Annotated in this window: 19 protein-coding genes; 3 read left to right on the forward strand and 16 right to left on the reverse strand. The window is 44.2% G+C overall.

The genetic code is table 11. The features are described from left to right. The 9 genes from ACOJUR_RS13650 to ACOJUR_RS13690 form a co-directional block, all read right to left on the reverse strand. Positions 1-789: a DODA-type extradiol aromatic ring-opening family dioxygenase gene (locus ACOJUR_RS13650; RefSeq protein WP_420950304.1), complete on the reverse strand. Its 789-nt coding sequence runs from the start codon at positions 787-789 to the stop codon at positions 1-3. Positions 790-865: 76 nt separating this feature from the next. After that, on the reverse strand, positions 866-1963 hold the full coding sequence (locus ACOJUR_RS13655; RefSeq protein ID WP_420950557.1) for a GerAB/ArcD/ProY family transporter: 1098 nt from the start codon (positions 1961-1963) through the stop codon (positions 866-868). 42 nt (positions 1964-2005) lie between these two features. After that, on the reverse strand, positions 2006-3163 hold the full coding sequence (locus tag ACOJUR_RS13660) for a Ger(x)C family spore germination protein (protein WP_420950305.1): 1158 nt from the start codon (positions 3161-3163) through the stop codon (positions 2006-2008). Next, positions 3160-4785, reverse strand: a complete 1626-nt coding sequence (locus ACOJUR_RS13665) for a spore germination protein (RefSeq protein WP_420950558.1) — start codon at positions 4783-4785, stop codon at positions 3160-3162. The genes ACOJUR_RS13660 and ACOJUR_RS13665 overlap by 4 nt, the downstream gene beginning before the upstream one ends. Positions 4786-4912: 127 nt before the next feature. Further along, positions 4913-5812 carry a LysM peptidoglycan-binding domain-containing protein gene (locus ACOJUR_RS13670; RefSeq protein ID WP_072875035.1) on the reverse strand — a complete coding sequence of 300 codons (900 nt, stop codon included), beginning with the start codon at positions 5810-5812 and terminating at the stop codon, positions 4913-4915. Positions 5813-6013: 201 nt separating this feature from the next. Next, positions 6014-7477: a hypothetical protein gene (locus ACOJUR_RS13675; RefSeq protein WP_420950306.1), complete on the reverse strand. Its 1464-nt coding sequence runs from the start codon at positions 7475-7477 to the stop codon at positions 6014-6016. Positions 7478-7543: 66 nt separating this feature from the next. Beyond that, positions 7544-8434 carry a hypothetical protein gene (locus ACOJUR_RS13680; protein WP_072875037.1) on the reverse strand — a complete coding sequence of 297 codons (891 nt, stop codon included), beginning with the start codon at positions 8432-8434 and terminating at the stop codon, positions 7544-7546. A 59-nt stretch (positions 8435-8493) separates the two neighbouring features. Next, positions 8494-10302 carry an ABC transporter ATP-binding protein gene (locus tag ACOJUR_RS13685; protein ID WP_072875038.1) on the reverse strand — a complete coding sequence of 603 codons (1809 nt, stop codon included), beginning with the start codon at positions 10300-10302 and terminating at the stop codon, positions 8494-8496. After that, a complete protein-coding gene (locus ACOJUR_RS13690) occupies positions 10299-12041 on the reverse strand; it encodes an ABC transporter ATP-binding protein (protein ID WP_306954761.1) in 1743 nt (580 codons plus the stop codon). The genes ACOJUR_RS13685 and ACOJUR_RS13690 overlap by 4 nt, the downstream gene beginning before the upstream one ends. Positions 12042-12228: 187 nt before the next feature. Here ACOJUR_RS13690 and ACOJUR_RS13695 point away from each other — a divergent pair, with 187 nt between their 5' ends. Both ACOJUR_RS13695 and ACOJUR_RS13700 read left to right on the forward strand, forming a co-directional pair. Next, positions 12229-12816 carry a transcription repressor NadR gene (locus ACOJUR_RS13695; protein ID WP_420950307.1) on the forward strand — a complete coding sequence of 196 codons (588 nt, stop codon included), beginning with the start codon at positions 12229-12231 and terminating at the stop codon, positions 12814-12816. Positions 12817-12937: 121 nt separating this feature from the next. After that, complete coding sequence (locus tag ACOJUR_RS13700) at positions 12938-14257, forward strand: purine-cytosine permease family protein (RefSeq protein ID WP_420950308.1); 1320 nt, start codon at positions 12938-12940, stop codon at positions 14255-14257. Here ACOJUR_RS13700 and ACOJUR_RS13705 read toward each other — a convergent pair. The 3 genes from ACOJUR_RS13705 to ACOJUR_RS13715 form a co-directional block, all read right to left on the reverse strand. Beyond that, positions 14254-15810: a Na+/H+ antiporter NhaC family protein gene (locus ACOJUR_RS13705; RefSeq protein ID WP_420950309.1), complete on the reverse strand. Its 1557-nt coding sequence runs from the start codon at positions 15808-15810 to the stop codon at positions 14254-14256. The two genes, ACOJUR_RS13700 and ACOJUR_RS13705, sit on opposite strands and share 4 nt — an antisense overlap. A gap of 86 nt (positions 15811-15896) precedes the next feature. Next, positions 15897-16109 carry a DUF378 domain-containing protein gene (locus tag ACOJUR_RS13710; RefSeq protein ID WP_072875041.1) on the reverse strand — a complete coding sequence of 71 codons (213 nt, stop codon included), beginning with the start codon at positions 16107-16109 and terminating at the stop codon, positions 15897-15899. Between the two features lie 76 nt (positions 16110-16185). Next, the gene (locus tag ACOJUR_RS13715) at positions 16186-16923 is read right to left on the reverse strand and encodes an HAD family hydrolase (protein WP_072875042.1); all 738 of its coding nucleotides are present in this window, start codon (positions 16921-16923) and stop codon (positions 16186-16188) included. A 72-nt stretch (positions 16924-16995) separates the two neighbouring features. Between ACOJUR_RS13715 and ACOJUR_RS13720 the strand changes: the two genes are divergently transcribed. Further along, a complete protein-coding gene (locus ACOJUR_RS13720) occupies positions 16996-18294 on the forward strand; it encodes a uracil/xanthine transporter (protein ID WP_420950310.1) in 1299 nt (432 codons plus the stop codon). 58 nt (positions 18295-18352) lie between these two features. Here ACOJUR_RS13720 and ACOJUR_RS13725 read toward each other — a convergent pair whose 3' ends face one another. The 4 genes from ACOJUR_RS13725 to ACOJUR_RS13740 all read right to left on the reverse strand — a co-directional run bounded on the left by ACOJUR_RS13725 (position 18353) and on the right by ACOJUR_RS13740 (position 23255). Further along, positions 18353-19306 carry an ABC transporter permease gene (locus ACOJUR_RS13725; protein ID WP_072875044.1) on the reverse strand — a complete coding sequence of 318 codons (954 nt, stop codon included), beginning with the start codon at positions 19304-19306 and terminating at the stop codon, positions 18353-18355. A 52-nt stretch (positions 19307-19358) separates the two neighbouring features. Next, positions 19359-20249 (reverse strand): ABC transporter permease, encoded by an 891-nt coding sequence (locus ACOJUR_RS13730; protein ID WP_072875045.1) that lies wholly within the window; start codon positions 20247-20249, stop codon positions 19359-19361. Positions 20250-20343: 94 nt separating this feature from the next. Next, positions 20344-22104 carry a peptide ABC transporter substrate-binding protein gene (locus ACOJUR_RS13735; RefSeq protein ID WP_242650334.1) on the reverse strand — a complete coding sequence of 587 codons (1761 nt, stop codon included), beginning with the start codon at positions 22102-22104 and terminating at the stop codon, positions 20344-20346. 185 nt (positions 22105-22289) lie between these two features. After that, positions 22290-23255: an ABC transporter ATP-binding protein gene (locus ACOJUR_RS13740; protein ID WP_072875046.1), complete on the reverse strand. Its 966-nt coding sequence runs from the start codon at positions 23253-23255 to the stop codon at positions 22290-22292.

A 23255-nucleotide genomic window follows, 5' to 3' on the forward strand; every position in this document is an offset into this window, starting at 1 on the left:
TCAGTGAATTGGATGAAAAGCAAACACTGTATTGCTCATCACCTCAAACAACCAACTGCGGTGAAGTGTTTCTACCTTAACTTTCTCTCCTGCCGCCCCCATCACATAAAATAGTGGGACAAAGTGTTCGCGGGCCATAGAGGGTACAGCAACTTCCGCATAAGGCGCAATTCTCTCATAAGCAAATAACTTTTCCAAATCCCAAGCCTGCAAAGTTTCTTCTAGCCAATTCTCAAAACTGTACACAGCCTTCTTGATTTCTGGCCGATCACAATAAGGTAAAATTTGAAAGTTGTGTACAGTTACCCCACTTCCAATCACAAGTATATTTTCCTTCGCCAAAGCTTCTAACTGTCGACCTACAGCAAAGAGAGCCTGCGGAGATTGATTGGGCTGAACCGATAAAGCAACAATCGGAATATCTGCGTGCGGATACAATCGATGGAGAATGGTCCATACACCGTGATCGAGCCCACGTTTCTCATCCACCACATAAGGAATACCAGCCGATTGTAGACGTTGCTGAATCTGTTTGGCCAATGCTGGATGACCTTGGGCAGGATACTCAACCTGATAAAGTTCAGGCGGAAAACCTGCAAAATCGTAAATCATGGAATATTGCTCTACTTCACTGACAGTCAGAATTTTAGATTCCCAATGTGCAGAAAAAATGACAATAGCTTTCGGACGTGGTAGAGTTTTCCCAAGTTTATCAAGGAATTTGCCGTACTCACTGTCTTCAATGGCTACCATGGGTGAACCGTGGGCAATGAACATGGGTGATATCATCGAATACTCCCCTATCGTTACTTAGATATTTTCAGTATATCACTCAACCGTTCATTTCCTATTTTAGGATAACTGATTAACCCACATCTCCACTCGATGATGGAGTTATAATCAGGCCTTTACCCAATGCTTTGCGTAAATGATACGTACTCAAAATCAATATAGGCTGCCCTATAAGATAGAACCAGCTCAATGGAAACAACACTTGATTAACTAAATTATCCCAAGCCTGTTGATTCGGAACGACTTGAAAAACTGAAATTACCGCAACTGTCACTCCTACAACTAACCAGGCTCGAATATGAACTGACAAATTGAGAGATTTCATTATCGTTTCGGAAAGCCCCCATAAATGGTTACTGAAAAATACTACTTCAAAAAACGTTACCAGACTGACAAAGACAATACCGAATCGTTCAACCAATAGACCCTGCAACTGAGCCAACTGCAATACAAATTCTGTAGGATGGGTCAGTGATTGTATTCCTGAATAGCCAATCACTACTACTGAAGTTACATAGATCAAAATAAGCGTACCTGTTGCAAAAGCCATACTGAGCAAAGGAATACTAAATGATTCTCGGCGATGTTGAATAACGTAAGGGTTGAGTATCAAATAGAGGCTGAATCCTAGAAATATAGGAAATAGATGTTCGGCTCCAAACAAAGATTGCTGCAGATTTACAGGATGATAAAATATTCCTGTCCAATGCGCGTGAATCAGTGAATTGATACAGGAAAAACAGAGAATGCCTAAAATAATTGGAAATATCAGCGAGGCGGAACTTGCCAATGTCTCTAATCCATAGAGAGCACCTATCATAGCAACCATTCCCATGCTACTGACAATGACAAAACGGGGAGTATTCGGTAATATGGATTTTAAAATCAGTGAGAAGGAGAAAAGACTCAGAGAGACAAACAGAATATAGCCAGGAATGTAACTGAGCGTAAAAAAACGTCCTAACCATTTTCCAAATATCATTTCCCCGATTTGCCCACCAGATATGGGATAGAATGTTTTGTTTATCCAACCATGCAAAACGGCCGAAAGAATACCAAACAGACAAACCCCGAGTATCGCCCATTGCCCATCTATGCCTGAAAAACTCACTGCATATCTTGGAAAAACCCAAAACAGAAGCGGTAGAAAACTAGTAGAGAGAAGACAGATTGCCTAAATATGAGTCAATTTTAGCAACGGTTTCCCACCCTTCTACATCAGAACTCCTTTGCTGCTTATCCATGCTTGAACATCGATTTCCACGGACGCTTTTTGAAAGATGCGGTTCCAATTGCTCCGTACTTGTTGCTCTTGTTCAGGATGTTTTTGAAGATAGATTTCTCCATATCCCAAAACATCTGCCCCATGTTTTTGTAACAGCTTTAAGGTTTGCAAAATCTGCATTCGTTCATACTGCTCGACTGTATTTTGAAGCGCCATGACATTGGCTGGGGGCATATTCGCTAAACTCACATGACCCCGTTTTCCCAAAATGCCGTGAATATAAATACGTGCATAGAGAATCATTTTCGAGTTGCGCCTAAAACATCGCATTTGGCTTTCCCCGTACACTGAAGACAAGGACACGATTTTTTGATGATAGGGAATATCTAAATTCATATTTTTGACTGTTCCAAGCAAAAAATTTACTGATAACGTTTGTTTTTTGGAGAGAGTAAATACTTTCCCATCTGGTCGATAGACCGTAATTCCTTCAGCCAGAAGTCTGTTAACTTTGCCAGTCTGGTCTTTCCATGGACGAATGAGCGGTAAAGAAGAAGCATATCCTGGCAGTGTTTGATCACGCCAAAACTCCCAAAGCGTTCGACTGATATAGTAGCCATTTTGGTGAAAAATCCCACCAAACCGCTTACTGAGATCGTCCGATGCCGAAATTTTATCCAGTTTTGCGCTTAAGACATCTGCAGCCTGGAATGGACTGCTAACCATATAAGCCATTCGATTCGTACGTGGTTCACGGATTAAATCTTCTAAAATATCCTGCTGCATCTCTCGTCTTAGTTGACTACTGAGCACTATAGTCTGAATTTGACTCAAATCAAGATTGCGATTTATTTTTAATTGTATAGAGCGAAGAATTTCTCCTAATGTATAGCCTTCCGCTGATTCTTCAGCATGATTTTTTCCGTTTTCTGACGAACCTCCTCCTTCACCTAAAGAGCCTGAAAAGACCGGATATTGAATGGTGACGCGAAATTTTTCTGGATTGCCATCCTGTGATTGATCAATAGCCATACCAATCGCCAGGGCCTTGGTGTTCATTGCTTGATAATCCCAGCAACCAGGAATAAACAATAACATGCATACCATAAAGCCGGTAAGCAGATATTTGTTCACCATATTGTTCATATTCTTCTATCCTCTGACTTTTTCAAAACATGGGGATTCTTTTCCAGTAAAGGATGTGGAGCGGGATCGGTATAATCGGAACTTCGAGTAGATTCCTTATTGTTAAGGTGTTCCGCTCGCTTGTCGAGCATGGCCAGTGGAAAGCGGAATATTCCATCCAGGAAAAAATCTTTCCAATGTTCCCCATTTATAGGAACCATATATTTACTTCCAAATGATTTTAAAGAATACATGTGGTACATCATTAACATACTCATCAACAACAATCCGTACACTCCGAATAAACTTGCTCCAATAATATTCGCCCAACTAAGTATGCGGGTAACCGTAGTAAATTCATAATTGGGAATTACGAATGTAGCAATCGCCGTGAGAGCAATCACTACAATTAAAATATTGCTGACCAATCCTGCCTCTACAGCCGCTTGACCTAAAACCAGACCACCCACAATACCAATGGTCTGCCCCATAACTTTTGGCATACGAAGTGCTGCTTCGCGAATAATCTCTATCGAAAATTGCATCGTGATGACTTCCAGGGAAGCATTCAGCGGTACAGTTTCTCGTGAACCTGCTATCTGCATGACTAGAATATGTGGCATCAATTCCGGATTAAAATCTGTCAGCGAGATATAGGCACCTGGCAAATAGATGGCAAGAAGAAAGGAAACTATACGTAACCAACGAATTAGCGTTGCTTCGATATAATGATGTTGATCATCTTCCATAGTCTGAAAATTATCAAAAATGTTCCCAGGCACAATCAATCCTGTTGGATCACCATCAACTAAAATCAAAATTTTACCTTGCCCAATTTCTTTCGTAGCATTGTCCAATCGAGAGTTAGCGCGAGTCAGTGGAAAAATGGTCCAGCGATTATCCACAATTCTTTGCTCAAGTGTTGCGCTGCCTGTCAATTTATCCACATGTACTGCTTCAATACGTTTAGTCACCGTCTCTAGCAAGGTCATGTTGACCACGTCATGCTCATAGATAAGCGCGACACGTGTACGGCTGCGATATCCAACAACTATTTCTCGAATTGTGAGCGCATCACTTTGTAGTACGTGGCGGAGTAAACCGAGGTTAATGTTTAAATCTTCTACAAATGCAACTTGTGCTCCACGTGAGCTAGATTCCAAAAGCGGCAAATTAGGTCTGCGCTGTTCAACCGAACCTGCACCAACAGACACCGCTCGATTGAGACCATCGACCAGGAGAATAACTTCACCGAGTGTTAGTCGTTCACGGATTTCCCACAAATTTTCCATAATCGTAATATTGGTACTCGTTAAAACATGGCGAGCCAGATAAGAAGGTAGAACTTTCATACTCAAATGTTTGGGAAAATCATGACTTTTTATTCTTTCTAAAAGTTCCTCAATAACTTGCTTATCCGTGATGGTAGCAAAGAAGGCAACAGCGACTTCACGTCCATTGATGTCTGAACTGCTGATCTGAAAATCTATACTTCGTCCTGCCGTTTGTCGGAGATATTTTACAGTATGATTTAAGTCTCCCGTAATTTTTGGCGTATCACGCCAATCTGGCACTTTCGGTTTGTAGCGACTTGGGTATCGATCTTTGGCGTCACTGCGATTGAAGATGCCAAACAAATCCATCACTCTTTCATGTATTTTACCTGTTTCACCTTCTTTTCCCCAATAAAAATTACATTTATACAGTTGACAAGAAACCGCACACTGAACATCTTATCATGTCTACCCTTTTTAGAGGTTTGTGTGGTAGTCAAATGCTGGCTAGTGGAGGTCCACCGACCCATCCCCACTCATACGTCATGAGCATTAGAAAATCTACTTCCCGCCCGAGTGTGCGATAATCAAACGCCCCCATCCATGGTGCATTCGGTTCATCAGATGTCTTTGGTCCCATGGCTATGGAAAGTGAATAATTACGTGCCCTGACTGCATCCCCGAGCTGCTGAATAAATTGATTATAAAGCGGGCGATCCGTTGGCCGCATATGTTCAAAGTCTACATTAACGCCACGAAAACCACGCTCCCCAAGCTCGGACAAAATATGATCGATTACTTTTTGACGCATCGAACGGTTTGCCAGGATAGTATGGGCTAATTCCGTATTAAAAGTGTTGCCATCAAAATTAGTAACCGTCATAAGCGGAGCAATTTCATAACGTTTGGCCGCTTGACGAGCAACCGCGTCGTTAAGCGGCTTGAGCGTACCGTCTGCTTTCACCTGGTAGGAAAACATACTGACATAAGTAATGTCTGAGACCGTTTGCAACATTTCAGCATCGGAAGGCTGTCCACTAGGCGTCATATAGGCATTCACTTCAATCGTTTTCTTGCTGGTCAACAATTCTGGTACATAGAGAGTCCGTCCAGCCACCAGTTCTTTTCCGGCTGTTGCTGGACTGATACCGAGCCAACGCGAGAGACCCTGTTCGGGTATTTGCAATTTTTCACTGATAGATTTTAACGTATCACCTGGCTGAACCGTGTAGGGACGGACAGTCGTCGGCTTGCCAGGTACCAACAAGTGCAGTCCGGGTACTAATAACTCTTGATTGTCCAGCTCATTGAGACGCAGCAATTCACGCACCGTTGTTCCATAAATCGCAGCAATTGAACGCAGCGTATCGCCGCGCATGACAGTATGAATACGCAATGTTTATCCCCCCGCTTGCCGGTCTAAGCGATCCGTATAGTGGACCTGAGGCCATAGGAATGGATTCATAACCTCAACCAATCGCATTCCCACATTTCCTGTTCTCCCCATGCTATGCGAGAATAGGCGATTGTGCCTGTAAAAAATCTGCCCGGCAAGGCTTGTCCGCATGGTTCCACTCCATAACCAGACCCAATTTGTTTATGAAGGGTTGACCCGCTTAAAAATATCTGCCAACCGTCCCTCATAGACAAGGGTATAATCAGCATCATTCTCCAAATAAACGGTCAGAGCATAATTGGGTGGCATGAGAATATAGCGAAACTGATATTCATCGAGTAAAGCCGGAGCATCACTGGCTAAATTTTGCAAGTCCATATAATGAGCAAAAGTATGGTTTTCGAGAAAAATATCGGTTCGTCCATCGACAAAAGTGGGGATATGTTCATAAATGAGAAACCCTCCCCAGTCGTACGCGTTGAGTAGACTGGTTTGGACATGGTGTTTTTGTAAATAGGCAACCGCACCAAACGGAAAAGCATTTCTGGAGAGATGTTGACGAAAGGTTCCTTTGACGGTTGGCAATGCATAACCAAGCCAGACCAACGCCAGGATTGAGACCATACCCGAAAGCATACGCCATAAAAAAGAACGGTTGGCGTCACTCAGTGAAAATCGCTGAGGAATCATTTGAGCCAAAAGTACAGCAGAGGATATAGAAAAATAAGGTAGAAAACGCTGATAGACCAAGGTGAGCGCAAAAGTCACTGCCGTATAAATAAAAAACTTCCATAACACCCCTCGACGTTGATACGCGAGTAGCGTAAGAAGAATGAGAAAATAAGGCAATACGCCCCATTTATACAGGGATTGATGAAAATCCGGTGAATGCCATTCCATAATGCTGCGCACCATGAGGGCATTACCGCCAAGCAGTGCGTACGCATATTCGTGCCAATGATTCGGATTCAACAATCCTATTGCCGCCGATGTGATGGCAAAGAAAGCTAGTTGAAGCCGATCTCGTTGAGAAAATGAAGATTGAACAAGCGCCCCCCATGAGGGCAGAAACGATACAGCCAGTTCAAAAAGTATCATCAACGGTCCTAATGGTGCAGAAGCGTGTGAGTTTGCCCAAATGAGCATGAGAGGTAAACTGAGCCAAATGTAGCGACGATGACCTCGTCGATAGCTCTCCAGTATCCACAAAAAAACAGCAAATAAGGCGTAGGAAAAAATTTGTGGGCGAATAACCCAAAATGGCCAGCCTACGAGAACAGCAAGAATTGCCAGTAAAGCAGCTACGACTGCATTTCCGCCCGCCAGCCGTCGAGCCAGCACATAAACAAAACCAAGCGTCACACATTGTATAACAACAATTAAAAACCATATTCCCGCAAATTGAAAATGTAAGGACAGCCAAGCAAGTATCACCTCAAACAGCCATTCCTGAGTTACCCATGGCTTACCACGCATAGACCAGGAAAAAACATCGTGCCGCGGAATATGGTGGTGCTGAAGAATATACATGCCTGTAGCCATGTGCCATGGTGTATCGGGATCGGTCAACGGTGCCATGGCGTTACAGGCAAAAAGTACAGTCCAAACTACAAGTAGAGCAGTAGACGGACTCAGCAGCTTGTGTTTGAGGCGATTCGCTTGCATGACTCCTCCTTCTATAAGAGTTCATCCGAGCAGGCAGATTCACTCATAGCTTTCTCTACTGCTTGATTAAGCACCCAATTGATGGCGCACCAGTAAATCGACATAGTAACAGGTCACGGCAACAACAGAAAAAGGCGTCAATAAAATATTGACCACAGAATCCAGTGTAGAAGATAGCCAAATAGGCATCTGACCTCCACCCAAAAAACTGATGAGGAGCGGGATAATTCCATTCAGAAGAACAATCAGCAGCAAAAAGAAAAGCGTTCGAAAAAAGAAACGCTTGGTTAATCCCCAAGATTGTCCTACTGCCATCAGTCCAGCTATCGGCTGTGCGAGAGTGGCCGTCAAAGAAAGACTAAAGCGCACAGCAAAATAAATCGCAATGACGAAGAGTAGTATAAAGAGCAAAAGATAGACCCAATGTAATCCAGAGGCTAGCGAAACAACTGCCGTAGGTACACCAAGCAAAAGCGAAACAGCCATGGAACCACCAATGACCAAAATCGCTAGCATCATTACTGTACCAATATAAGGAAACCAGCGACGGACTGCATAGCTAGAACCATCATTTAAAGAAGGCGCCTCTCCTTTGCTCGTCAAATACATCACAAGAAAAATCAGCATGCCATTGACAAAAGGTTTAGCGACCACCAAATAGATCAACGAAACGGCGAGCAGCCAAATATAGCCATGAACTGCAGCAGACAATGCTGGCGAACTCGCCGCCTGTCCCTCTGGAGTGTTTTGCAGTTGTGAAAAAGCTTGGGTCATTTGTTGCAAAGCTTTAGGATTAGCGTAACGAGCTGATACATAGATGTTTAATAAACTGTAGGGTACAAGAATGGCAATGGTGGCACCAAATAAATAGCCCGGATATTTGCGAAATATTTTCCATGCTTCACCATAAATAGCCCAAAATCCAAGCGGTTTTTGTAAACTTCTAGATCCATTCAAACGGACAGACCTCCCGACCCATTTCTTCCGTCCATGATAGCATAGGCTAAGTAAATACCCTAGTGCAACACGGCGATTGAGTGACTCTTTGGAACAGCAGCAGTTTCTACTGAGCTTTGCTCCGTCAACAATGCGTATAGTCCACCTGCTGCTACCAATTCCTCATGCGTACCCGATTCGACAAGACGTCCTTTTTCAAGTACCAAAATACGATGAGCATGACGAATGGTGGACAGACGATGGGCAATGACAAGTGTCGTGCGTTGCTTTGCAACTTCCATCAGTCCATGTTGAACCAGTTCTTCTGTCTGGCTATCCAGATTGGCTGTAGCTTCATCCAAAATTAAAATACGCGGATTCAAAGCAACAATACGCGCGAAAGAGAGCAACTGTCGCTCGCCCATTGACAAATTCGCACCCTTACCTACAAGCGGCGTATCGTATCCTTCCGGCATCCGTTCAATGAGACGATGCGCTCCGACTCGCTCGGCTGCTGCAACCACCTCTTCACGTGAAATGTCTTTACGGAAAAGTCGGATATTGTCTAGTACCGTTCCAGCAAATAGATTGACTTCTTGCTGCACGATCCCGATAATAGCGTGCAAATCAGCTTGGGTATAGTGACGCACGTCTCTCCCATCAATGGTGATACGTCCTTCCTGCGGTTCATAAAACCTTGTCAACAAACTCATGATTGAACTCTTACCCGCCCCCGTTGGACCAACAACGCCAATAAATTGACCGGGATCGACCGTAAAAGAAATATCATGCAGCACGGGCAATTCCGGATGATAGCCAAATGTCACATGCTCAAACTGAATTTTCCCGGCCACCGCGTGCCAGTCAGCTAAAGGGGTTGCTTCAGTAAGATCAACAATCTCTGGCTGCAACGCAAAAATACGGCCAATACGGTCAGCAGCTACCATGGCCGATTGCAAAGTATTCCATTGTTGAGTCATTGAGTTGATGGGTTGAAAAAATTGTCGAATGTAAGAGATGAATGCATATAGTGTTCCAAACAAAATCGCATGGTGCAACACCGCACCACCGCCAAACCAAACTACAGCAGCGACAGCGACATTGCCTACAAGTTCTAATACCCGGTTAAAGAACACGGAAGTCCGATACTCGCGAACGTTTGCTTGTCGATGCAGTGTGTTGAGCCGCTCGAAATTTTCTGCCTGCCTTGATTCCTGATGAAAAATTTGAATGATACGCATACCCGCCAAGTTCTCGGCTAAAAAAGCCACAATATTGGAGAGACGAGTGCGGGTAGTCTGGTAGGCTTGACGCAATCGATTGCGAAAAGCAAAAGATATGGCAAACAACACTGGCAATATGATCATGGAAAAAGCAGCGATTCGCACGTTTAGCTCAAACATGGCAATGATAATCATGACAATGGAGAGTCCGTCGCGCATCATGGAGAGTGCAAAATTCGTAAAAAATTGACTTACAGTTTCCGTATCACTACTCACGTTGGTCACCAAACGACCAATGGCGTTGGTATCAAAAAAACGCATAGACTGACGCTCAATATGACGGAATAATTGCAGACGAATTTCACGTATAATACTCTGCCCTGTATATTGAAGGAGAAGAATCTGTGAAAAATTTGCCACCACGCCAAGAACCACAATCCCAACATAAATAGCTGTGATATGATAAAGTCCCTGCCAATTAGGCTGCGAAACAGCAATATCTTTATCAATAGCCACTTTGACCAGATAAGGTTGCATCACACTAGTTGCATTAAAAATAATGACAAGCAGTAGAACCAGCAAAAAATGACCCAGATAAGGTTTGGCAAACGGCAACAAACGCAATAAACTCCCCATACCGCTCGTATTCGCCTTTTTCTTGCTCATCCTACCGCCTCCTCTTCCTCCTGCAGTCTGTACATTTGTGCATAGATACCATCCGCTGCAAGAAGCGACTCGTGTGTACCTTGTTCTACTACCCGCCCCTCATCCAGCACAAGAATGTGATCAGCATGGCGTACAGCCGAGAGTCTGTGAGCAATGATGATGTTGGTTTGCCCTCTCCTGCGCTCGGTAAGTTCGGCTAGAATACTTTTTTCCGTATGCATGTCTACCGCTGAGAGAGCGTCATCCAGAATGAGCACCGGAGCACGTTTGAGCAGAGCACGAGCAATCGCTGTCCGCTGTTTTTGACCGCCAGAAAGAGTGACACCGCGTTCTCCAATGACCGTTTCAAATCCTTTAGGAAAATCCATAACATCTTCATAAATTGCTGCCGCACGCGCGGCAGCATGCACTTCCTCATCAGATGCCTCACTATCACCAAAGCGAATGTTGTCCGCTATCGTGGTTGAAAAGAGAAATCCGTCTTGAGGTACATAGGAAATGGCTTCACGCAAAGCTTCCAAGGAAAGTTGGCGTACATCAACACCGTCTAGAAAGACCGTGCCCGACGGCGGATCGAAAATACGCGGAATCAGGTTAACCAGTGTTGTTTTGCCCGATCCGGTACGTCCAACAATGCCGAGTGTGCGTCCAGCGGGCAGATGAAAATCAATTTCGTAGAGCGTGGGTTCATCGGCATCAGCATACTGAAAGGCTGGCAAATGGACGTGAATCTCCCCGCGAACCTCTTCTAACGCTTGCGGTTCTGGAGGTGACTGAATTTCTGGTTTCTCACCCAACAAAATGGAAAGGCGCAATAGCGACGCGGAAGCGCGTTGAAAATTGTTAATCACAAAACCGATTTGTTGCAAAGGTTGAATCAACATGGTTAGATACAGCGTGAAAGCAACAAAAGAACCGAGTGGGATTTGCCGGGTCAGGGCCAGCCAGCCTCCATACAGCAATGCAATGGCAAACGCAATAGACCCCATTAAAGGAATCATGGACTGAAACGTTGCTGAACGTGTGAACATTGTCATTTGCCGACGTACAATCTCTTCTACACGTTTGCGAAATCGTTCTTCTTCTATCTCTTCATTTCCAGTTGCTTTAATGAGACGAATGGCTGCCAAACTTTCTTCAGTGAGTTCTGCCATATCGGAAAGTCCTTCCTGGACATGGCGAGAAGCGATGCGCACCTTGGGTCCAAACCAGACAATAAAGAGCGGCACAAAAACAAGTGGAATGAGGGAAAGGAGTGTCAATTTGACTGAAACCGTGCGAAACGTCATATAGAGTGTGGCGATCAATAAAAAGACTGCATTCGTAAGAATATTCAGGCCGCCAGACAATGCTTCGCGAACTTGGCGCACGTCTGTCATAGCATGATTGAGCAGGTCACCAATACTGCGATGTCGAAAATATGTAGTCGAAAGCAATTCCCAGTGCAAAAAGAGACGTTTTCGCAACAGATATTCAAACTGGCGTCCGAGCGCCCCGTTCCAAAGCTGTCCAATTCCATATAGAATCACGTAAGCTATGCCAACCAGCGCCAGCAAAATCGCATAGTGGAGAAGAAGCCGGTTGGTCATTTTACCTGCCTGTAAAGCGTCAGTAAATTCTCCAAGCAAATTAGGGAATTGAACTGTGATAAACTCCGATATTATGATGGAGAGCAACGATAAGCTGTAGGAGCCTTTATGTTCAAGCAGAAACTGCCAGAGCAGCTTCCTTGGATTCATAACAATCGACCTTTCTCGCTTAGGGTGCCGTAAATGCAGCCACAAGCTCAATGCTTTCGGTTTATATCGTAATCTTCCACAAAATATAAAAACACGTTCTCATATCTTTACGAATCATAGATTAAACTTTTCGTCTGACGAAAATATTCTTAATTCATTGTAGTCGAAAACAGAGGTGTCAACAAGCGTGAAAAAAGAGAAAAAAAACTATCATACAGCGGCTCGCGAAGCTCGCCAGGAACAAATACTCGATTGGCTCAGCCAACTCGAAAAACCTCTCTCCGGCCAAGAACTAGCCAATCGTCTGGATGTTACGCGCCAGGTGATTGTCCATGATATTGCTCTGCTGAAATCGTCTGGCTATCCTATTTTATCCACAGCACGCGGATACATGCTTATGAAAGAAGAACTGTCCAGTAAACATGTCCTTCTTCTGGAAGTCTTCCATCGTCCAGATCAAACTGCTTCTGAGCTCTACATTTTGGTCGATCACGGTGTGGCTGTACTTGACGTGCAAGTGGCTCATCCTCTTTATGGAACACTGAGCGGTACACTCGATTTGCAATCCCGTAAAGATGTCGAACATTTTCTTCAACAAGCTAAAAATACGCAAGCTGTTTTTCTTTCTTCTCTTACGGACGGTTGGCATTTTCACACAGTACATGTACCATCCAATATAAGGCTTCAAGAAGCTATATCCGCTTTGGCTGACCAGGGCATTGAAGCTCATCTTGCCAATGGCTTGAATAAACGCTCTCCTTTAACGCGTTCGTAAACCTAATATTTCCTTTTTTGAAAAATTAGTGAGAATTAAAAAATCACTTTACAAAACTCTCTTTTCATGTGTATATACATGTGTAATTATTTTTTTGGACAATTTTTTGGGGGGATTGTCATTGGCTGTTCGTCAACATACAGTTCGTTATCAACGTCAATTACAGATTGAACCTTATGGCGTGGAAGTTATACCTCAAGAGGAACGACAGAAAAACAGTTGGAGCCAGTTGACACTTTGGTTTGGCTGTAATTTAACGATTGCCGATTTTGCGCTCGGTTTTCTACCCGTTTCTCTTGGTCTGCCGTTGTGGGCTACATTGGCAGCCTTGCTTCTTGGAAACGTGGTTGGGTCCTTGCTTGTGGGTGCCCTGGCGAGTATGGGGCCTAAATATGGTTTGCCCCAACTGGTGATTGGACGTTTCTCGTTTGGAATTAAAGGAGAATATTTGCCAGCCGCTTTTAATTTTCTTTCCACAGTAGGATGGTTTGCAGTCAACAATATATTGGGTACCTTCGGATTACAAACCCTTCTGCCCGGTATACCTTTTTTCATTCTTTCTTTAGGTCTTGTGGTCATACAAGGTGTGGTGGCCATTCTCGGCCACCACTTCATCCATATTTATGAGCGCATAATGAGCATCGTTTTAGGTGTTCTATTTTTGGTTGTTTCTGTGCGGCTTGTTCAACATAGTTCTGTTTTTTTCAGCTATCATCCACATCCTGCCAACGTATGGCCACTGTTTGCCATCATGGCAGCAGCTACCTTTTCATACGTAGGAAGTTGGGCGCCTTACGCCTCCGACTACAGTCGATATCTCAAAAACGACACACCTTCTGCAAGGATTGTCAGTTTTGCCGCCATAGGCAATTTTCTCTCCAGTTTTTGGTTGGAGTTGGTGGGTCTGGGTGTTGCTTTGCTGGCTAAAAACAGCAGCAACAGTATTGCTGCATTGCACAGTGTCATGGGTTCTTTTGGAGACTTGGCGGTCATTGCCATTATTCTTGGCGGCACAGCTGCTGATGCACTCAATCTTTATTCCAACGCCCTATCTGCTTTAGCTATAGATATTCGTTTGCCAAGAAGCGTCATGACCGTCATTACCTGTTTGCTCGGGCTAATTCTTTCCTGGATTGGCGCTGGTAGTTTTGAAAATAATTACGAAAACTTCCTGCTGCTGTTGGGCTATTGGATTACGCCTTGGGTCGGCGTACTACTCGCTGATTTCTGGAAAAATCAATTTCAAACTCGGACGGTGACATCTCTCCGCCTGTCCCGTTTGCTTGCATTTATCATCGGTATTTTAGTTTCTATTCCATTTATGTCAAGCAGTCTCTATGAAGGACCGATTGCCAAAGCTTTGGGTGGAACCGATTTGACGTTTATTGTTGGATTTTTAGTTGCATTTACTCTCACTTGGTTTTTACCTAAAGAAAGCTAAGCAATATTAGGCATCAACCAACCAACAGCAGCGTAGAGCACTGTAGAAATACCAGCCAACCAAACGGCTACCTTTGTTTTGTAATTGGCGTAATCCATGACCGGCAACTTGGTGACAGTTGACATGGCTACTGTGTTGTCGCTGAGCGGTGAAGCAAAGCCGCCAAATGTTCCACTGGCAAATACTGCTCCAGCAATCAGCGGCAGGTGGCCAACACCATGTTGAGCAATTGCAAAACCAAGCGGCATCAACATAGCCCAAGCGCCAAACGAAGAACCAATAAAATACGAAATGACACATCCTATAACAAAAAGTGCCGGAACCAACAATGCAACAGGTACAAAATGGGATATTTCCCGCTGCGTGTATTGCGCAAAACCGAGATCGGACGAAATGGCGGAAACACCCCAAACAAAGATAAGCAGAACATTGACAGACATCATTTCATTACCGCCAGACATAAATCCAAACATGATGCGATCTATGCCTAGCCCTTTAATTAGATAATAAATAGAACTTACTACCAAGGTTACAACAAGGGCTTCCAACATTGCCAACGAGGCATTGGCATGTAAAAAAGCATTAAAGATATTGGTGGCTTGCGCTCGACCACTCCACCATGTAAAGAAGAAAGTCAAGGCAAGAAGAAGTACAAGTGGCAAAACCAGATTGAGAGCATCTGGCTTAATTTCATCGGAAGCTAGTTCCAAGGCGTCTGGAAAGGCACGAGATTTCCCGGATTGACTAGCTTCTCCCAGTTCTCCAACTTGCCCTACCTCTGCATGTGCAGCACGCGACGCACGGTGAGCCATTTGTATCTGTTGCTCCGTTAAACGCCAGCGCAAATGGCGATGAATAGGTTTGTGATTGTGAGGTGTGTCCCCATCCACTGTTGCTGGTTTTGGCTTTCGAAACGAAACAAATAGTCCATAAAGGAGGGCAATCCAAGAGAAGAAATTAAACGGTAAAGATTCGAGCAGGAGTTGAAACGGTCGCAATCCTCCTGCTGAAGCGTGATGTAACGAAGTTGAAAGCAGGCCAATCATATAGCCAACAAAAACTGTACCTATTGGAATGACTGCAATAAACGGTGTTGCGGTCAAATCAATCATAAAAGCAGAGCGCATCACTGAAACACCTAATTTTTTCATCACGCCGCGCATGACAGGAGCTATGGCGACAATACGAAAATCTGGCGCCATGAAGGTAAAAAATGCGGTCAACCAAGTAATTCCGTATCCACCTCGAGCTGTATGGATACGTTTTCCCATCCAATTGGCGAATCCCTGTACACCACCTGTGACACGCACCAAACCGACAAAACTGCCAAATCCGAATAAAAACAGCAAGAGATTGGCATTGTTTGGCACAACCACTTGTTGAACAATCGTACCAATCGCACCTTTGAGCCCCCCTACAAAGGTGGGATGAAGCATGTAGGAACCCACCAGAAGACCAACAATAAGCCCGGGAATAACTTGCCGACTGATGAGCGCAATAGGGATGACAATCAAAAAGGGTATCAGCGAAAAGATTGTCGCATACAAATGCATAAAAATTCCTCCTGCGTTCAATGTTCCGTTTCATTACGTAACATTTCACACAAGAGAAATCTCATACAGTTTTTTAAGAAAATATTTTATTTTTTTCGTACAACCTGGACACCAAACAATCTCGGCAGCAGATAGATTCCTGCAACACCCACGAGTACGTAAACAACGCGACTAAATAGATTCCCATAATCAGCAAATACAGAATTACCAACCGCTTGAACCAAATCAAATTGGAAAAGTCCTACCAACAACCAATTGATGGCTCCAATGACCACCAGCCACCATGCGGCTCTTTCCACATCAGCCACCTCCCTTTGTCCTCTACATATGCCTGTCTGTGCCCACTTAGACCAAGCAATGTCGAAGCGTGTCTGGTCATCTGACCTCTTGCAGCTTTTGAATGGTTTGCCAAACCTCTTTTGCAGTTGTGAGCATAGGTTCTCCAGCATTCAAACCGTCCGATAGTCGAATGCCTTCTGACTTTGGCACATACCAAATCGCCTGCAAGCCGGCCTTTCTTGCCCCTATCACGTCTCCCCCATAGTTATCTCCAATCATCAACAACCGTTCGACAGGTGAACCCAAACGAAGACTGACTTGTCGATAGATAAGTGGATCTGGTTTTGCTGGCCCAATTTCTTCTGAGACAAAGACAGCTTCTGGATGAAAGTAGGATTCTAAGCCAGCTAGTTTTAATTTTCTTCTCACGACATCGGACGATCCGTTGGAGAGGATGGCCAGCGGAAATTCTTTACTCACTTGAGCCAGAAGCTCTTCTGCTTCGGGTAAAGGACGTGTATACTCATCAAGGGCCTTATCTAGTAAACGTTGAAATTGTTCGACTTCCTCAGCCTTTGGTTGTCTTTCAAAGGCATGCCAAGTTCTAAGAAAACGCTCACGTCGGAGTTGATCAATCGTTATCCGACGTGCATCAAACTCCTTCCATAATAACTCATGGTGACGAAAAAATTCTTCCATCCAATGATCTGGGATTTGGTGACCATAGAGTTGTCGAAGGACTTCTGGCAAACCTGCTGTGTACTGTAGTGATGTATCAATCAGAGTATGATCGAGATCGAACAAAACTGTATGAAATAATGGCTTGACTGTCATCAATGATTGCTCCTTCCCATAGCACGTTGGATAAGGTTGTATTTTAAATATGCATAGAAAGCAGGGAATTTTTTGCGCTCACCAGCTTCCAATTACGTTACCACAAGCTTGGCAAGTATTCAGTGGCTTGGCTTTATGTTTGCGAATACTGTTGTTATTCCTCTATCTGTGGGAGCAGCGTTTCATCTCACACATGGTGCCATCAGCGGGATGTTGGCTCGTAGTTTCATGTTTACGGGTCTTGCATGTCTTTTACAAGCCTGGATAGGTCACAAGTTACCTATTATGGAAGGTCAAAGTGGACTTTGGTGGGGGATTGTCCTTAATTTAGCCAATCTAGGGGCTGCTTCTGGGCTATCGCTTGCTGAAATCGGCGGAAGTCTGGAAGTGGGCATGATACTAGGTGGATTACTGATTATCCTGCTTGGAGTCCTGGGAGCCTATCGGTATTTAAATCAATTATTTCGTCCCATTGTGATGGCGGTACTTCTGATTCTGCTCTCGGCTCAATTAATCGATGTATTCTTTCGCGGCATGCTTGGTTTAGACAGCGGCCCTGTAATTCAACCAGATATTTTACTTTTTTCCATGATTCTGATGTTCTTTGTTGCTGGAATGAGTTTATTTGCACGTGGTTTTGTGGCCAACATCAGTATTCTCTTTGGGCTAGTCGTGGGCTGGCTTGCTTACGTCATTTTGTTTGGGGAAAACAAAGAGTCTATTGCCCCTAGTTTTGGCCATATAGGTCAATGGTTTGCTCTTGGCAACCCACACTTTCAAATCAGTTTAGTAATTGCTGGAGTCGTTACCGCGTTGCTCAATACTACAAACACCATTGCAACGCTGCGTGCTTCAGAAGGCTTGTTTAGGCAAGAAGCAACCAAGCAACAAATGAGAAGATCATTTATTCTAACAGGATTATATACGATGCTTTCCGGCCCACTCGCACTCATTCCGTATGCGCCTTACACTTCTGCAATAGGTTTTTTGCGAGCAACACGTGTACTAGACCGCAAACCGTTCATCATAGCTGCCCTCCTCTTTATGATCATTGGCGTATTCCCTGCTCTTGCTGGTTTTCTTTCAACCTTACCCATTGCTGTTGGTGATGCTGTTCTCTTTGTTGCATATCTTCAAATTTTTGGTGCTGCCCTAATAAATGTCCAAGGTTTCACTTTTAATGCTATGAACACATTTCGACTGGCCTTTCCAACTCTGTTGGGGCTTGCTATCATGACCTTGCCAAACCATAGTTTTTCTAGCCTGCCCATGATGCTCCAGGTACTACTCTCTAATGGTATGCTGTTAGGTATTCTTATAGCTGTTGTCACTGAAAATTGTATCCCTTGGAAAACAGAAAAACAGGGCTGACCGATATCGGTCAGCCCATAAAAATCATAGGGATTTCTTGGTGATTTCTTGATTCAGCTTATTGATACTGAATTCTAGGATCAATCACTGCGTAGAGAACATCTGACAATAGATTGCCCAAAATGGTTACTACTCCGAGAAAGAACGTAACACCCATGATGATAGGATAGTCACGGGACATGATAGCGTTCCAGTACAAGAGACCCATTCCCGGATAGTTGAAAATTTCTTCTACAAACAAAGCACCACTTAACAGAGCAGGCAGTGAGAGACCTAACAGCGTAATCAACGGAATGATGGAATTACGCAGTGCATGAATGAAAAGCACACGAAACTCGCGAGCGCCCTTCATACGGGCAGTACGAACATAATCTTGAAGTAACGCTTCACGCATAGACGACCGCATAAAACGAGCCCAACCGGCAACAGAAACCAGGAACAGCGAAGCAACTGGAAGAACTAAGTGATGCAGAAAATCCGCGAAACTTGGATTCGTCGCTTGAGGATTTACGATGCCTCCAGACGGAAACCAAGGTAAATCGATGGCAAAAAAGATAATCAACAGAATAGCCAGCCAGAAAGATGGCATAGAATAAAAGAAGTAGTTGATGACGGTAACTACTTGATCAAAAATTGTATCTTGGAAATATGCCTGTACGGCGCCAAGAAATACTGCAAATATGTGAGCAAACATGACAGAGACGACGACAATCACCAAAGTATGAGGAATCGCTTGCAAAACTAGCTTAACAACCGGCTTATCGTAAACATAGGAGTATCCAAAGTTGCCATGCAAAATATTCCACAACCAAATCAGAAACTGTTGCCACAATGGCTTGTTTAAGCCTAACTGTTTTGTAAGTGCCGCTGCACGAGCCACCGTATAACGGTTACCCAACAAAATACGCACTGGATTACCAGGAACAATGTGTATCATAATGAACGAAATCAGAGAGATGCCTATTAAAGTGGGGATCAGCTCTAAAATTCGTCGCAATATATATTTGAGCATCCATTATCCTCCTCGTTTCATTTTTTCCGAACGGTAGAGACGGGAAACGCGCTTAACGTTGACGCGTTTCCACTGCACCGCGAAGACCGTCACCAATAAGATTGATGGAGACTTGAGAAATTAGAATACATAGTCCTGGCGGGTAAATCATCCACCACGCGTTCTGGAACATATAGTTCAACGAGTCGGACAGCATACTACCCCAATTTGGTGCCGGGGGTGGCAATCCAAGACCCAGAAAACTCAAACCTGCCATAGCTAAAATGGAATCAGCAATACTCAATGTTGCAGCCACTAAAATCGTACCAATAAAATTCGGTAGCATATATCGGAACATCACGCGCCCAACCCGCGCACCAAGTGCTTTGGCAGCTTCCACATAGACCATGTTTTTGAGCGCCAATACTTCCCCGCGCGCTAGTCGGCTAACGCCAAGCCATGAGGTGGAGGCAAGCACGAGAATCATGATCCAAATGTTAGGTTGAAAAACAACGTTTAAGAATAGCAATATAAAAATGGATGGTATTGCCAAAATCACATCCACTATACGCATCATGAGTGAGTCGACCCAACCACCAGCCAGTCCGCTAACCATTCCGTAAAACGTACCAAAAATCATCGTAACGATAGCTGCTGCAAAACCAACTTCTAATGATGACTGCCCGCCTACCATAAGTTGGGCCAAAATATTGTGGCCAAGACTATCCGTTCCAAGTGGAAAACGGGCGGATGGTCCCTGCACTGTATAAAGCAAGTGAGTGGCAATCGCACTTTTGCGATAAACCAATGGACCCACAAAAGAGAATAGAACAAGGAACAACAGTAAAAATACTCCTAGTTTGGTGGTACCTGACCTCCAAAAGCGTTTCATAAAACCAGGGCGTTCATAGACGACTTGTTCTTGCTGTAACTCTTCTTCTTGAAAAATCGTTGAGTTGAGCATAGGACCTCCTTTCGCTTGTTATCTGCTGCGGGCGGTGATGACCTGCCGCCCGCAAGCCTACAAGCCGCACTATTTTGCTAGTGCGAGATTCTTGTTATTTAGAGGACACCCACCAATAGTTCATTTGCGGATAACCCGTTACTGGATTAGAGTATGTGTTTACATCGTGTACGTTTGCAGCAGTAACCGTCAAGCTAGCAGGGTTATCTGTGAAAATGACTGGCAGTTGTTGTGCAACATAATTTTCATAATTAAAGAGAGCCTGGATAGATTGTTGCTGCGTCGGATACGGCTGGTGTGTCGCTTTAATCAAGGCATCCATTTCTGGATTGCTATAGCCTCCGCTGTTCAATCCTCCACCGGTTCCAAAAATTTCGCCACCTGTCGGATAAGAACCACCATAAATGATACCTTGACCTGCAGCCAAATCCCACTGATTCGCATCTTTTGGATTAGAGATTACACTTTCCAGTGTGGAGAACGGCATAGATTTAAGCGTTACATCAATACCTTCCTTCGCCCAATCTTCTTTTAAGAGTTCAACTTGGTCATCCGTCGAAGTTGTACCACCAGAATAAATCATCAGAAATTTCATCTGTTGTCCATTCTTCGTCATGATGCCATTCACTTCGTGCCAGCCATGCTCTTCAAGCAATTTTTTACCCGCTTCAATATTGAATGGATATAGTGGTTTTAACAATTCCGGTGATGTGAACGCTGTGTCAGGTTGAGGAGGCAACGGCCCATATTGAGATTCAGCAAAACCTTTATAGATATACTGATTCATGGACTGTTGGTCTTCACCCATCATCAAAGCTTCACGCACATACAAATGTTTAAAGATACTGGCTGATTTCGATCCCGAGTTCATATTAGGCATCTCATCAAAGAAGGAAAGGCTGTAGGAAGGCGTGATTTTATCACCCATCGAAGTCAATGCAGATTTAGCTCCCAATTGACTTTGATCAATGTAACCGACATTAACCGTTCCTGTTTTAAGTGCAGCAAATTCCGCTGCATTTGAACCTTCATACGTAAAAATCAATTTATCAACCAGAGACTTGTGGCCAGAATACGCTGTGTTAGGTACCAAGGTCCACGATTGATTGGAAACTGCATTTTGTAACTTAAATGGACCATCGACAACTGTATCAAAATTCGGATTCGTGCCGTTCTGACCCAAATACTTAATTTCTTGCGTCATATTGTTTGGATATTTGTTAAGGACTTTAGCCGGAAGTGGTACCAACTGCGACAACCCGTTATAAATAAACCACTGCTGGTTAGCTGGCTGTTTTAAGGTCACTGTAAATTCATAAGGACCATTGGCTACAACGCTTTGTACTCCATTCGGTATATCGCCTACCCCTGCATTCACATAGGGCCAAGGAGCTGGTGCATTGGGAGCTGAGATAGCCTTGATAACATTCCAGCTAAATAGAACATCACTGGAGGTCACAGGTTGACCATTTGACCATTTCCATTTCGGATTTAAATAGACGTGATAGACGGTTCCTTTTTTGTTGTATTGGATTTTATCCGCAACTGAAGAACTATAATTGATTTTATAGTTGGAACCAATCCATATCAGTGGTTTATACAACATGTCAATCATTTGAAAATTATACAAACTATCATAGCTTGAATTCACTAAAGGAAAATACCAGTTTAAGTCGGTCTGCGGCGGAAGCGCAACTGTAATCGTTCCGCCTTTTTGCGGCGTCAATTGCGACGTCGATGACGTACTGTTGGATGAGTTGGACGTGTTATTCGTAGATGTACCGCATCCTGTCACGAGCAATGCTGTGCCAGCTGCCATTGCAACGACTGCAGAAACAGATTTTTTCAACTTCAAATTGGAAACCCCCTTTTTTCTGCTATGCATCTGAACGCGAGTCTCACAACGCCCAAGTAAAAGCGTGCAGGTGACTGAAAGTACGCCGTGTTCATGCACTCATCCCATCGTCGTTGCATTCCATAGTTGCCGGCATGAGCCACGTCCTACGCATCCCCCCTTTCTCGGCATGGACTCCATTACCATTAAACCAAATGGCAGGCAACCATATGATTATGCTTCGCTTCACGCCACTCAGGAACTTTTTCGCGACAAACGTCCTGTGCAAGCGGGCAACGCGTATGAAAGACACAACCCTTTGGAGGGTTAGCTGGGCTTGGTAAATCTCCTTGCAGGATAATACGTTCTCGTTTCACACGCGGATTTGGAATCGGCACAGCCGACAAGAGCGCGCGCGTGTATGGATGAAGCGGATCGGCAAACAAATCGTTGGAGGATGCAAGCTCCATCATACGCCCAAGATACATAACCAGAATTCGATTACTGATGTGTTTCACTACGGATAAATCATGCGCCACAAAGATATAGGTGAGATTAAAATCCTGCTGCAAATCCTCCAATAAGTTAATAACCTGCGATTGAACGGATACATCAAGGGCAGCAACTGGTTCATCAAGAATCATCAGCTTTGGATTCAGAACCAAGGCACGAGCAATACCGATACGTTGGCGCTGTCCGCCGGAAAATTCATGCGGGAATCGACTGGAATAAGACGGATCCAGTCCAACACGCTCTAACATTGACTGCACACGTTGTTTGCGCGCCGTTGAGTTGTGCAAATGGTGTATTTCCATAGGTTCAGACAATGTCTGCCCAATCGTGTAGCGAGGATTGAGTGACGCATATGGATCTTGAAATACAATTTGCATCTCACGACGCATATCGCGCATCTGAGATTTACTCAGCTTCATGATATCTTTACCTTGAAAGTGAATCTGTCCGCTGGTTGGCTCTACAAGACGGAGCAAACTCCGACCCATGGTTGATTTACCGCAACCGGACTCACCAACAACACCAAGCGTCTCACCCGCATACACTGTAAGATCTATACCGTCAACAGCGCGAACATAACCGGCAGTGCGACGGATAAAACCCTTACGGATGGGGAAGTGCTTTTTTAGATTTTTAACTTCGAGTAACACTTCGCTCAT

It is taken from the genome of Alicyclobacillus tolerans (assembly GCF_048984885.1).
Classification (GTDB): Bacteria; Bacillota; Bacilli; order Alicyclobacillales; family Alicyclobacillaceae; genus Alicyclobacillus_I; species Alicyclobacillus_I tolerans.